This is a genomic window from bacterium (assembly GCA_020440705.1).
In the GTDB taxonomy this organism is placed as follows: domain Bacteria; phylum Krumholzibacteriota; class Krumholzibacteriia; order LZORAL124-64-63; family LZORAL124-64-63; genus JAGRNP01.
The window spans coordinates 1-13,372 of record JAGRNP010000110.1; the positions used below are offsets into that span (position 1 = coordinate 1).

10 protein-coding genes are annotated in these 13,372 nt (G+C 70.7%); 5 read left to right on the forward strand and 5 right to left on the reverse strand.

Going from position 1 to position 13,372, the window contains the following annotated elements; genetic code table 11:
- The 3 genes from KDM41_14235 to KDM41_14245 form a co-directional block, all read left to right on the forward strand.
- A partial coding sequence (locus KDM41_14235) for an EAL domain-containing protein (protein MCB1184585.1) occupies positions 1–1,582 on the forward strand: 1,582 nt, incomplete at its 5' end.
- Complete coding sequence (locus tag KDM41_14240) at positions 1,575–2,849, forward strand: hypothetical protein (GenBank protein ID MCB1184586.1); 1,275 nt, start codon at positions 1,575–1,577, stop codon at positions 2,847–2,849. The genes KDM41_14235 and KDM41_14240, both read left to right, overlap by 8 nt.
- 122 nt (positions 2,850–2,971) lie before the next feature.
- Complete coding sequence (locus KDM41_14245) at positions 2,972–4,450, forward strand: proline--tRNA ligase (protein MCB1184587.1); 1,479 nt, start codon at positions 2,972–2,974, stop codon at positions 4,448–4,450.
- A 249-nt stretch (positions 4,451–4,699) separates the two neighbouring features.
- Here the strand turns inward: KDM41_14245 and KDM41_14250 are convergent, their stop codons facing one another.
- Both KDM41_14250 and KDM41_14255 read right to left on the reverse strand, forming a co-directional pair.
- The gene (locus KDM41_14250) at positions 4,700–5,287 is read right to left on the reverse strand and encodes a hypothetical protein (protein ID MCB1184588.1); all 588 of its coding nucleotides are present in this window, start codon (positions 5,285–5,287) and stop codon (positions 4,700–4,702) included.
- A 199-nt stretch (positions 5,288–5,486) separates the two neighbouring features.
- A complete protein-coding gene (locus KDM41_14255; GenBank protein ID MCB1184589.1) occupies positions 5,487–8,231 on the reverse strand; it encodes an endonuclease in 2,745 nt (914 codons plus the stop codon).
- A 265-nt stretch (positions 8,232–8,496) separates the two neighbouring features.
- Between KDM41_14255 and KDM41_14260 the strand changes: the two genes are divergently transcribed.
- Positions 8,497–8,928 (forward strand): VOC family protein, encoded by a 432-nt coding sequence (locus tag KDM41_14260; protein MCB1184590.1) that lies wholly within the window; start codon positions 8,497–8,499, stop codon positions 8,926–8,928.
- Positions 8,929–9,005: 77 nt separating this feature from the next.
- Positions 9,006–10,136 carry a VWA domain-containing protein gene (locus tag KDM41_14265; protein MCB1184591.1) on the forward strand — a complete coding sequence of 377 codons (1,131 nt, stop codon included), beginning with the start codon at positions 9,006–9,008 and terminating at the stop codon, positions 10,134–10,136.
- A 112-nt stretch (positions 10,137–10,248) separates the two neighbouring features.
- On the opposite strand, the gene KDM41_14270 is transcribed toward KDM41_14265, so the two are convergent.
- The 3 genes from KDM41_14270 to KDM41_14280 all read right to left on the reverse strand — a co-directional run bounded on the left by KDM41_14270 (position 10,249) and on the right by KDM41_14280 (position 12,980).
- On the reverse strand, positions 10,249–10,743 hold the full coding sequence (locus KDM41_14270) for a zinc ribbon domain-containing protein (GenBank protein ID MCB1184592.1): 495 nt from the start codon (positions 10,741–10,743) through the stop codon (positions 10,249–10,251).
- 190 nt (positions 10,744–10,933) lie between these two features.
- Positions 10,934–12,391 carry an MCP four helix bundle domain-containing protein gene (locus tag KDM41_14275; protein ID MCB1184593.1) on the reverse strand — a complete coding sequence of 486 codons (1,458 nt, stop codon included), beginning with the start codon at positions 12,389–12,391 and terminating at the stop codon, positions 10,934–10,936.
- Between the two features lie 13 nt (positions 12,392–12,404).
- Complete coding sequence (locus KDM41_14280; GenBank protein MCB1184594.1) at positions 12,405–12,980, reverse strand: PDC sensor domain-containing protein; 576 nt, start codon at positions 12,978–12,980, stop codon at positions 12,405–12,407.
- Positions 12,981–13,372: the final 392 nt, after the last annotated feature.

A 13,372-nucleotide genomic window follows, 5' to 3' on the forward strand; every position in this document is an offset into this window, starting at 1 on the left:
CGCCGGCCCCGACCGCCCCGCCGCGGCCGCGGCCCTGCTTTCCTACCCGGTCGCCGAGGCGCTGGCCCCCTACCGCAAGCTCGTCCTGACGCTGCTGGCGGTGTTCGCCCTCGGGCTCGTCGTGCTCGTGGCGGGCGGCCTGGCCATCGCCCGCAACCTGACCCGGCCACTGCGCGAGCTCGCCGGCGTGACGCGGCGCGTGGCCGAAGGGGACTACCGCAGCGTGCTGCCGCCCACCCGCGAGCGCGAGCTCGCCGATCTGGCCGACAACTTCAACCGCATGGTCGTGGCCGTGCAGGAGCGCGAAGGCCGGCTGCGCCACCAGGCCGAGCACGACGCGGACACGGGCCTGCCCAACCGTCTCGGCCTGGCCTCGCTGCTGACGCGGCGCGAGATCATGGCCCGGCCCTACGCGGTGGTGATGGCCGAGGTGCAGCAGCTGCCGGAGCTGCGCACGGTCCTCGACCACCAGTCCCTCAATGCGCTGCTGCGCGGGGTGGGGGAGCGGCTCGAACGGCTCTGCGGTGCACCGGTCACGCGGGTGGCGACCGAGGCGTTCGTGGTCCTGATCGATCCGGAGCCCGCGCCGGACGTGGTGGCGTCCATCATCCGCAACGGATTCCTGACGCCTTTCCAGGTGGCCGGCACCACCGTCGACGTGGGCCTGCGGCTGGGCCTGGTCGACCGTGACGGCGCGCCCCTCGACCTGGCCACGCTGCTGCAGCGCGCCCACGCGGCCCTCGACCGCGCCCGCACCGCCCCGGACGGCACGGCGTGGTACGACCCGTCGGCCCAGGGCGCCCACGAGCGGCGCCTGTCCCTCATGAGCGACCTGCGCGAGGGCCTTCGCGCAGGCGAGGTCCAGTTCGCCTACCAGCCCAAGTTCGACTGCCGGGCCGGCCGGATCACCGCCGTCGAGGCGCTCGTGCGCTGGCACAGCCCGACCCGGGGCTTCGTGCCGCCCGACGACTTCATTCCCCTGGCCGAACGCACGGGCAACGTGCGCCATCTGACCCACTGGGCCCTGGAGCAGGCCGTGGCCCGCATCGCGGCCTGGCGCGGCGAGGGCCACGAGCTGGCCGTGGCGGTGAACATCTCGGCCACCGATCTGGCCGACCGCGGCCTGGTGGGCCGCATCCGCGACCTGCTGCAGCGGCACCGCGTGCCCGCGCCGCTGCTCCATCTGGAACTGACCGAATCGGCGGTCATGGACGATCCCGGGCGGGCCCTCGACCTGCTGGGCAGCCTGTCCGGCCTGGGCGTCCGGCTCGCCATCGACGACTTCGGGGCGGGCTACTCGTCCCTCGGCTACCTCAAGCGCCTGCCCGTGGACGAGCTGAAGATCGACAAGTCCTTCGTCATGAACCTGGCGCAGAGCGAGGAGGACCGCATCCTCGTGCGCTCGACCATCGACCTGGGCCACAACCTCGGCCTGCGCGTCACCGCCGAGGGCGTCGAGGACGCGGCCACGGTCGACCTGCTGCGCGGCTACGGCTGCGACATGCTCCAGGGCTACCACATCGGCCGGCCGACCACGGTCGCCGAACTCGAGAACCTGCTCCGGGAGGAAAGCCATGTCTAGGCCGACCCGTCACCTGCTGACCGTGGTGGGCGCGCTCGCGGCGTTCACCTGCTGGTCGACCGCCGCCCGGGCCGGGATGCCCCAGGTGCGCGCCGAACTCTTCGCCGACATCCGGGCCTGGTCGGCCGACGGCGAGCCTTCGTGGCTCGACGGCGGCCTGGGCAAGGGGCGCTGGGGTGGCCACCCCGACGGCGCCTCGCGCAGTGCCCTGACGCTGGCCGAGCTCTCGGCCCTGATCGACGTCGAACTGGGCTGGACCACCGCCGCCTTCGTGCACCTGCAGTACGGCGAGCAGCAGGACGAGCCGGTCGACCTGGTCGAGGCCTTCGTGACCTGGAAGCCGGTGCCGCGCTCGGCCCTGTCCTGGGACCTGAAGGCCGGCCTCTACTTCCCGCACATCAGCCGCGAGCACACCGGACCGGCCTGGACGACCCCCTACACCATCACCGCCGCGGCGGCGAACAGCTGGGTGGGCGAGGAGATCCGGGCCCTCGGGGCGCAGCTGGGCCTGACCTGGCGCGGCGAGACCACGACGTGGCGGTTCACCGGCGGGCTGTTCGGTTTCAACGATCCGGCGGGCACCCTGCTCGCCTACCGCGGCTGGGGCGTGGGCGACGTCAAGGTGGGGGCCTTCAGCCGATTGCCGCTGGCGCCGTTGCCGGCCATCGGACCGGGCGGCGGCTTCATCCCCTGGCAGCCCCACTGGGTGCACCCGGTGCGCGAGATCGACGGCCGGGTCGGTTACCACGTGGGCCTCGAGGGTGAACTCGGCGAGCGGCTGGCCGCGGGGGCGTTCTACTACGACAATGGCGGCGACCCGGCGGCCTACGACTACGAGCAGTACGCGTGGGACACGCGCTTCTATAACTTCTGGGCCGAGTACCGGCCCATCCCGGGCCTGGAGCTCCTGGCGCAGTACATGCCGGGCGTGACCTACATGGGCCGCAAACCGGACGGCGAGAACGTGGCCGTGGACGTCCACTACGAAACGGCCTTCCTGCTCGCCCGCTACGGCACCGGTCCCTGGCACTTCAGCGCGCGGGCCGAGTCCTTCGCGGTCGAGGACGAGACGTACCTCGTCGAGGACGACAACAGCGAGGACGGCAAGGCCTTCTGCTTCGCCGTGGCGCGGGACTTCGGCCCGCGGGACAGGGTCCTCGTGGAGATCCTGCGCCTCGACAGCGAGCGGCCCGCCCGCGCGACGATCGGGTACGATCCGCAGCAGGACCAGACGATCGTGCAGGCGGCGTACCGCAAGCGGTTCTGAGCGCGGCCCCGTCGGGCCTTTCTCCCCCGCCCGATATCTATTATCATTCCCGGGCCCCGCAGCGTCGCCGCGGGGCCTTTCACTTGCGAACCGACTGACAGAAGAGGGAAGGCGAGAGACCCATGGCAGAGATCACCAAGCGCGCCGACGACTACAGCCGCTGGTACCAGGACGTCATCCAGGCCGCCGAGCTGGCCGACAACAGCCCCGTGCGCGGCTGCATGGTGATCCGGCCGAACGGCTACGCCATCTGGGAGAACATCCAGCGCACCCTGGACGACAAGTTCAAGGAGCTCGGCCACGTCAACGCCTACTTCCCGCTGCTGATCCCGAAGAGCTTCCTGGCCAAGGAGGCCCAGCACGTCGAGGGATTCGCCAAGGAGTGCGCCATCGTCACGCACCACCGCCTCAAGCAGGTGGAGCGCAACGGCAAGGTCGATGTCATTCCGGATCCGGAGTCGAAGCTGGAGGAGGAGTACATCATCCGCCCCACCAGCGAGACGGTCATCTGGGACCAGTACCGCAAGTGGATCCAGAGCTACCGCGACCTGCCCATCCTGATCAACCAGTGGGCCAACGTCATGCGCTGGGAGATGCGCACGCGCATGTTCCTGCGCACGACCGAGTTCCTCTGGCAGGAGGGCCACACGGCCCACGCCACCGCCGCGGAGGGCCGCGAGGAGACGCTGCAGATGCTCGAGGTGTACCGCTGGTTCGCCGAGGACATCCTGGCCATGCCCGTCGTGTGCGGCACCAAGACGGCCAACGAGCGCTTCGCCGGCGCGGTGGAGACGTTCTCCATCGAGGCCATGATGCAGGACCGCAAGGCCCTGCAGGCCGCCACGTCCCACGACCTGGGCCAGAACTTCGCCAAGGCCTTCGACGTGAAGTACCAGAGCGCCGAGGGCCAGGTCGAGCACGTGTGGGCCACGAGCTGGGGCATGTCGACGCGCATCATGGGCGCCCTGATCATGACCCACAGCGACGACAACGGCCTGGTGCTGCCGCCGCGCATCGCCCACACCAAGGCCGTGATCGTGCCCATCTGGAAGAACGACGAGGAGATGGCGCAGGTCGTCGCGGCCGCCGAGAAGCTGGCTGCCGAGCTGGCTCCGATCGTGGGCCGCGTGCACGTGGACAAGCGCGACAACATGCGCCCGGGCTGGAAGTACGCCGAGTGGGAGCGCAAGGGCGTGCCCGTGCGGCTGGAGCTCGGTCCCCGCGACCTGGCCGACCAGAAGGTGATGATGGCCGCACGGCACGACCGGGCGAAGAACCCGGTGCCGTTCGCCGAGCTGGCGGCGGCGCTGCCGGCGGAGCTGGCGCGGATCCAGCAGGACCTCTACGACGCCGCGCTCGCGCGCCGCACCGAGGCCACGGTGGAGATCGACTCCTGGGAGGAGTTCACGCAGCTGTTCGAGGGCAAGGGCGGCTTCGCCCACTGCCACTGGTGCGGCGACGGGGACTGCGAGAACACGATCCAGGAGAAGACGAAGGTCACGATCCGGAACGTGCCGTTCGAGCGGGACACCACCGAGGGGACCTGCGTGCATTGCGGGAACAAGTCGATCGGGCGGGTGCTGTTCGCGCAGTCGTACTGAGCCAGACCGGCACGGTGGGATCGGAGTGGGGCCCTTGCGGGCCCCTTTTCCGTTTTCCGTGGCGGCGGCGGGGCTCCGGCGCGGCTCCTGCTGCAGGTTGCCTGCACGTCGGCTCGGTGCCGGCGAACCAACGGGGCCACCGGCGATTCTGCCGGCGCCGTCGCCGCCCCAGGGGGTGTTGGGGTCCGGGGACGGGGGAGGGCACCCCGCGGACCCGTTCGGCCGGTCGCGGTCAGGCGGTCCGACCGCTCAGGGCATCACCGGCGTCCACGTCACGTAATAGTAGGCCGAGCCGCTGCAGGTCGCGTAGTCGGTCCACAGCGAGAACTTCAACAGGCCGTTGCCGCTCCCGTCGGCGTTCTCGTAGTAGCGATCGCTTTCGTAGGCCCGGCTGGCCGCCCACAGCTGGTCGGAACTCCTGTCCCGCCGGTGGTCGTGCGCGCCGATGTCCATGAAGGAGTTGGACGGGCCGTCGTTCTCCCAGACCCAGTACTGGACTTCGAAATGCGCGTTCGGGTCGTTCGGCAGCCGGAAGGGGACCGGGTCCATCTGGATGCCCAGGCGCGTGCCCGCGTCGATCACCTCCAGGTGCTCGCCGGTGTCGTGGATGGTGATCATGTTCCCGAACTCGTCCTCCTTGCGCAGGATGAGCCGCCAGAGGAACTCTCCGGGGCCGTCCGGATCGCAGGAACGCGTGACGTCGATCGAGGACATCTTCAGGGTCAGGTCGTAGGCGATGGGCTCGGGCGCGGGGCCGGCCGGATCGTCTTTCCCGCAGGCGGCGACCAGGAGCAGGAGCAGGGACAGGGTCAGGGCGAACAGGTTCTTGTTCAGCATGGCGGACTCCGGGCGGTTGAAGGTTGCCGGGGAATGCGGAATCCGCGGGGGGAGTGCGCAACGGCGCGGAGGAGTTCCCGGGGCCGGCGGGCGGCAGAGGATGGCGCCGCGGAAGGGCCCGATCCGGGCGGTGACGAACGAACGGCCCCGGAGACATCGATCTCCGGGGCCGTTCGGATTCTGCGGGGCGGCCGGTCGCCTACTTCGCCAGCAGCATCCGCCGCGTCTGCACCTCGTCCCCGGCCACCAGGCGGTAGAAGTACACGCCCGACGCCACCGGCTGCCCGCGCTCGTCGCGGCCCAGCCAGGTCTTCTCCTGCGGGCCGGCGCTCTCGACGCCGTGGTGCAGCGCGCGCACGAGCCGTCCGGCCACGTCGTAGATGCGCAGGTCGACCACGCCGGCGGCGGGCAGTTCGTAGCGGATCGTCGTGGAGGGGTTGAACGGGTTCGGCGCGTTCTGGAAGAGCACCGTCGCGGCCGGCACGAGCGGCTGCGCGACCGGGCTGAGCCCCGGCTGGAAGACCTTCTGCACGAAATCGGGGCGGTCGACGAAGGGATTGCGGTTGCCCTGGATCGCGTAGACGGCCTCGTTGCGGTCGATCTCCTTCTGGTCGACCGGATCGGCGGCGTTCCATTCGAGCATCATGTTCTTCGTCCACTCGAGCAGCTGCGAGCCGTCCACGCCCGGGCTGCCGGGCCAGCCGGCGTCCTCGCCGTAGTAGCGGGTCGAGAAGTAGAAGTAGATGCGCGCGAAGTCGCCCTTGTAGCCGTCGATGGGCTCGAAGATCACGCCCGTGTAGCCGGGGTACGAGCAGGGCCCGCGCTTCGAACCGTTCAGCGAGGTCCAGTCCGGGGCGTCCGTCTCGCCGTAGGGGTAGTTGCTGCGGAAGTTGTTCACGCGGTTGTCCGTGGGCAGGACGATGAACACGTCGGTGTAGGGCGTGCCGCTGCCGCCGTACCAGCTGCTCGGCCAGGTGTGCTCGCGGTTGTAGCCGGTGCCCTCGGCCCCGGGGTCGCCGCCCTCGTCCACGCCGAAGTCGTACTCGTAGGGGGGCGTGCCGCCGGGCACGTCCGAGTACATGTCCCACACCTTGCCGTTGGGCTTGACGTCGGTGGTGTAGTAGGCCCCGTACAGGCCGTCGTAGCTGATGGTCGTGTGGCCGTCGATGATGTCGTGCAGCGCGCCGCGCAGTGTCTCGCCGGTCAGGCCCTCGGCGGTGTCGTAGTAGCCGGCGGGGATGTTGCCCCCGTAGTAGGGGAAGATCGCCGGGACGCCGGCCATGGCGTTGCCGTAGGCGTCGGTGACGCCGTCGACGACGAGGGTGTGGCTGCCGGTGGCCATCTGGGCCACCGAGAGCTCGACCTGGTCGGTGCGGCCGGGCGCCAGGACCACGGACGTGACCGCGCCCCCGTCCAGGGTGTAGTTCGCCGCGACCTGGGCCGTGGCCGGGGACACGGCTTCGGAGAACGTCACCAGCACGGTGAGGGGGCCCGGCGCGCTGACGTCGGTGATGGCGGGCGCCGCGGTGTCGGCCACCCAGACGATGTCGGCGGGCAGGTCCGGGACGATGCCGCCGCCGGCGCCGGCCGCGCCGTTCACCGGGCCGGTGATGGTGTAGACGGTGCCGAGGATCAGGCCGCTCACGGCCGTCCCGGCCACCCGCAGGTCGCCGCCGCCGTTGTCGACCGCCCACAGGCCGGCGCCGGGACTGCTGACGGTGCAGGCCGCGTTCTCGACCCGGACCAGCACGCCTTCCCAGTCCTCGCCGGCGGCCGCGCCGGTCGTCAGGACCTGCGGCGCCGGCAGGCCGACCCAGGCTCCCGCCACCACGTCGCCGGTCAGGACGGTGTTGCCGTCGGCCTCGCCGACCATGCCGCTGACCGTGACCGCGGTGCCGGGCGGGATGGTGCCGCCCGTTCCGGCGACCCACAGGCCGCTGCGCGGGCCGGTCCCGTCCTGGATGACGTGGAAGGTGCCGTCGTTGGCCGTGACCACGCCCGTGGTCTGCACCGACTGGCCGACGTAGGGCGAGGTGGCCCCCGCGCCCTGGATCTGCGCGATGGTGACCGCATCGGTCACCACGTACGAGAACAGGTCGGAGACGGTCGTGGCCGGGGCGTCGTTCGATGCGGTGATCCGGTAGTGGACGGTGGTGCCGCCGGCCTGGGCCGGGATGTCCGTGGTCGTCCCGTAGAGGCCGCCGCCCAGATCGGTCATGCCGATGGTGTTCGGCTGGCTCGCGGCCGACGTGCCCCAGGCCAGCTCGACGCCGGTGATGGTCGCCAGCGCGTCCGTGACGGTCGCCTGCACGGCGACGGTGTCGGTGGCCAGGGGGTTGGCGGGGCTCGCCACGGGCGTGCCGATGACCGGCCCGTCCGGCCCGATGCTCCAGTGCGTGCCGGGGGTGGCCTCGGTCGGGTAGTCGACCGCGGTGCCGGTCCATTCGGCGGCGATGTAGGAGGTGCTGGGCGCGACGACGCCCTCGTTGCGCACGAGGGTCAGGTTCTCGAACAGCGTGCCCGGCGCGACGATCTCGTCGACGACCGTCCCGGAGCCGTTCTTCAGCCGCGCCCCGTCGCCGATCTTGCCGTTCCAGGTCGTGGTGTTGTCCGACCACGACGCCGCGGCGAAGTCGACCTGGAACGTGCTCATGGTCGCCGTGTCGCCGGCCACCAGGGCCTGGCCCGGGGCGATCGATCCGGACAGGGTCCAGGTGAAGATGTCGACGCCGTTGCCGATGGCCGTGATCTGCCAGCCCGTCAGGTCGACGGTCGCGGGGCCGGAGTTCCACACCTCGATGTAGCGGTCGGTCAGGTAGTCCAGCCGCGGGTCGCACAGCTCGGAGATGAGCACGTCGGCGCGGGCCGCCGGGGCGGCGATCGTCGCGCAGAGCCAGGCCAGGACGAGCGCGGACAGGGATCGGGGCGAGAGCAGTCGGTTCATCGGATTCACCTCGCGGGGAGCCGCAGCAAGGGGAAACCAGCGATCGGACCCGGGGCCGGCGCGGGGGGCACGGCGTTCCGGGTGGGGCGCTGGGCGATTCAATGGGCTCAATGGTACGGCACGTATAACCAAAAATCAAACTATCGCGTTATCGGGGCACCACTTGCCGGCCAAATCCCGTGATTCCGGGTCACCCGTCCGGGTATAGTCGGAAGGTGTCGGGATGCCGGCGCCGACACCCGACCCCCTCACCCCGGGAGCCCCGATGAGCGACATCCGCCCCTTCCACCTGGCCTTCCCCGTCGACGACCTCGCCGCCGCGCGCCGCTTCTACGGCGGGCTGCTCGGCTGCCCCGAGGGCCGCAGCGCCGCCACGTGGATCGACTTCGACCTGTACGGCCACCAGATCGTCGCGCACCTCGTGCCCTCGCGGGACCCGGGCGGCGACCCGTCCGACCACAATCCCGTCGACGGCCACGACGTCCCGGTGCCCCACTTCGGGGTCGTGCTGGACATGGCGGACTGGCACTCGCTGCGCGATCGGCTCACCGGGGCGGGGGTGGCGTTCGTTATCGCGCCCTACGTCCGCTTCGCGGGGGAGGTCGGCGAGCAGGCGACCATGTTCTTCCGCGACCCCGCGGGCAACGCCCTCGAGTTCAAGGCCTTCGCCGATCCGTCGCAGCTCTTCGCGCGGTAGCGGCGACCGGCCGGGAACCGGATGCCCCACCCGGGATAGAAGGATCGATTCCGATTCCGCCATCCCGGGAGGCCATCATGCTGCGAACCACGATCGTATTCGGCTTCTGCCTGCTCCTGCTCGCCCCGACCCTGTCCGCCGCCCACACCACGCCCGCAGCCCCCGGCGTGGACATCGCGCTCCTGCTCGACACCTCCAACTCCATGGACGGCCTGATCAACCAGGCCAAGAGCCAGCTCTGGACCATCGTGCAGGAGTTCGCCGCGGCGAAGAAGGCCGGCTGCGCGCCGGCGCTGCGGGTGGCCCTCTTCGAGTACGGCAACACCAACCTGCCCGCCCGCGAGGGCTATATCCGGCAGGTGGTGCCCCTGGGCGACGACCTCGACGCCCTGTCCGAGGCCCTCTTCGCCCTGCAGACAAAGGGCGGCGACGAGTACTGCGGCCAGGTCATCGACGAGGCCATCACGCGGCTGGACTGGACGGCCGCCGCGGACTCCTACCGGGCCATCTTCATCGCGGGCAACGAGCCCTTCACCCAGGGCGGCGTCGACTTCCACGACTCGTGCGGCCGGGCGGTCGAGCGCAGCATCGTGGTCAACACGATCCACTGCGGCGACCACCGCACGGGCGTCGACGGGAAGTGGGCCGAGGGCGCCCGCCTCGGCCGGGGCGAAGCGCTGAACATCGACCAGGACCGCGAGGTCGTGCAGATCCGGTGCCCCCAGGACGACCGGATCCTGCGCCTGAACGAGGATCTGAACGGGACCTACATCTGGTTCGGCGCCAAGAAGGAGCGGGACTACTTCGGCTCCAACCAGTCGGTCCAGGACGAGAACGCCGGCAGCCTGTCGCCTTCGGTGGCCGTGAAGCGGTCCATCACCAAGGCCGGCGCCATGTACCGGAACAGCGGTCGGGACCTCGTCGACAGCTACGCCGACGACCGGGACATCCTGGACAAGGTGCCGACGGCGAACCTGCCCGAGGACATGCAGGCCATGACCCCGGACCAGCGGCGCGAGCACCTGGAGTCGATGCGGGCGGAGCGTCAGGAGATCCAGGCGGAGATCGCGCAGCTGGCCGCGGCCCGTGACGAATACCTGGCGGCCGAGATGCAGCGCCGGGCAGCCGCCGGCGACGACGAGACCCTCGGCGGCGCCATCGTCAAGGCCGTGCGCACGCAGCTGGCCGGGGCGGGATTCGACCGGTAGGGGCCGTTCGGGCCGGGCCCGCCGGCGGGCCTGGTGTGGGGGGAGTCCGGCAGGGGGCGCCGAGGACGGGGTGCGCGCCGTGCCTGTTTCTGCGTGAGCGGCCGCACCGCGATCAGTGGGCCCCGGGCCAGTGGAATCCGGAAAGCGCCACCGAAGCCAAGGTCAGGATGACGAACAGCCCGACGACCACGAAGATGATCAGCAGGGCGCTGCCCATGATCAGCGGGATCACCCGCCGGATCACCCTGCGGCCCAGGATGGCGACGATGACGGGGGCGACGAAGAGGAAGAACCCGACCCACAGCGACGGCGTCTCGCCATCCTTCAACGCCCCGATCCGGGTGGCGATGTAGGTGACGCCCAGCATCCACGTGAAGAAGAAGATCACGAACGCCATGACCGTGCTCGTGAAGAACAGCATGCAGCCGCGGCCCGCCTCCTGACCGGCCGCGAACGTGCCGTCGCCGCCGGACTCCGGTCGCCTGCCGGGCGCCCGCGCGCCCTCGGACGGGGCTCCGCAGTGCGGGCAGGCCGGCGCCCGGTCCGAAATGTCCCTGCCGCAATCGACACACTTGACCAGTCCGATGACACTCCACCTCCGGCAGATGCGGACGCCGACGCGCGAGCGTCATTCTAGGCCGCGCGGTCGGCCGACGGCAAGGGAATACCATCGACACCGCTGCCCGTTTCGTGGCCGACACGAGCGGAATCCCGCCACGGACGGGGCGACGAGACGAGAAAGGCCCGGGAGTTTCCCGGGCCTTTCTTCCGGTTTCCGCCGCCCGCCGACCGGTGTCTCAGACCGCGACCCTGCCGCCCACGAGCGCCCTGAGGTCGGACACGTAGCCGACCAGGCGATCGGCCTCGCGCTGCATCTCGACGGCCGAACTGGCCGAGTGCTCGGCGCTGCCGGCGGCCTGATGCGTCACCTGGTCGATGCCGCCCATGGCCTGGGTGATCTCCTCGATCCCGGCGACCTGCTCGTCCGATGCCGTCGCGATGCCGCCCACCAGGTCGACCGCCTGCCCGGCGTTGCGGGACACCACGCCGAAGGCCGCGATGGTGCGCTCGACGATGGTGCTGCCCGCGTGGATGCGGCCCATGTTCGCCTCGATCTGCGCACCGGTGTCCCGGGCCGAATCGGCGGCGCGCCGGGCCAGGTTGCGGACCTCCTCGGCGACGACGGCGAAGCCCTTGCCGGCCTCGCCCGCCCGGGCCGCTTCCACCGCCGCGTTGAGCGCCAGCAGGTTGGTCTGGAACGCGATCTCATCGATGGTGCGGACGATGCCCTGGGTCTCCGCGCTGGCCGCGGTGATCTCGTTCATGGAGGCATCGAGGTCGGCCATGCTGCGGTCGGCGGTCGCGATGGCGCCGCTGATGCCCTGCATGAGCGTGTCGGCCTCGCGGGCGCTCGTCGCGTTGGTGCGGCTCTGGGCGTCCATCTGCTGGAGCGCGGCCGAGGTCTCCTCGACCGCCGCCGCCTGGCGGGTCGACCCCGAGGCCAGTTCGGCGCTGCTCTCCGTGACGCGATCGGACGCCTCGGTCAGCGTGCGGGCCGTGCCCGCGAGGCTCCTGATCATCTTCTCCAGCGCGCCGGCGATGCCGCGATGGATCAGCCAGCCCAGCGCCAGGCCGCCCAGGACGCCCGCCGCCACCAGGGCGATCTGCATCCAGAAAAGACGCTGGAAGGTGCCGCCGGCGGTGGTGCGCGCGGCGGTCGCCATGGCGGTTTCGATCCCCACCAGCGCGTCGAGGTGCTCGCGCAGGTCCTGGAACGCCACGGCGGCGTCGCCGAGGGCCAGGTCGAGGGCGAGGCGCCGCCCGGCGCGGGTGTCCTCGGCGCGCCCGTCCACGATCTGCCGGGACAGGTCCGACCACGCGGTCCAGGCCGTCTCGAACGCCGCGATGTCGTCCTGCATGCGCGGGTCGTGGGCGAGGGCGCGGTAGGCGTCCCACTCGGTCCGGGCGTCGGCGTGGCTGGTCTCGTACTCCGTCAGCAGGCGCTGGAAGTCGTCCGTGGCGGGATTCGCGAAGATCATCGAGCGCTCGGCCACGACCTGCCGGTGGACGTCGCGGTCGGCCGCGAGCAGATGCCCCAGGGCCGGCATGCGCTCGTCGGAGATGTCCACCAGGTTGTCGTAGATGCGCGCGCTGCCGAACAGGCCCTGGGCGCCGATCACGGCCGTGATCACGACCATGATCGCGAATCCGCCCGCCAGGCGCTGCCGGATGGTGATGTTGCCGAGTTTCGCCATGGTTCCGTTCCTGCTAGACGCCCGACTGCTCGACGGCGTCGACGTCGACACCGAAGGTGATGGCGCCGATCACGGTGTCGCCGTCGAAGACCGGCACCGAGACCTGCACCTGGTAGACCTGTGCGCTGTCGTCGAACTCGACCTCGTCGATGAACACGGCGCCCTGGCCCGCCGCGAAGGACTTCTGGAACTTGGCCTCGTCGCCCTGCCAGTAGTCGGACGTCTTGTCGCTCATGGCCACGTTGGCGCCCTGGTTGTCCATGACGAAGATCTCGGCGAACCAGGCGTTCTCCTCGACGAGCTGGGCCAGGTGGCGGCCGCAGGCGGAGTCCATGATCGCCTTCATGCCGTCGTCCAGACCGGCCGTGCCCCGCCACTCGGCGTCGCGGGCCTGGATCTGGTCGAGGGTGCGACCCTCGGCGTTGGCGGCCTTGACCGCCGCCACGATGACCGGGTCGTGGCCGTAGTCGGCCAGCTTGCCGTGGGCGAACGCGACGACCGACTGGGGGGCCGGCTCTCCGGCCAGGGCCGGCAGCGCGGCCAGGATCATCAGCGCGACGAGGGCGCAAGTGGTCAGCATGCGGGACATGGAACTCTCCTTGGCAGCGGGAACGCCGGGCGTCCACCGGGTCGGCGGGGCGCGCGTCCGGCGCGGTCCCGCGGGGGAGAGTGCTATCGTCTAGTATTAAGGTAGTCTTTAGAGGGATTCTCGGGGTCCCTGTGCGGGAGGTTTTTGCGAGAGATCTACTCCATGCGCCGCAATGAGTTGATATTTCTTGAAATCATACCATCCAACACCGGTTTCGTGCCGACTCGGCAGAAGATGCCGTCGCTCATCGGGCCCGGCCTGGCTGTCGGCAAGCCGCCGATCCCCGATCTGTTCGTCCCGGAGGTACTCCCCCTTCGATTCCCTCCGCCCGGGCCAGGATTCCGGCGGGCTCCCCCAAGACGGCCCCGGGGGCGCTCCCCGGGGCCGTCCGC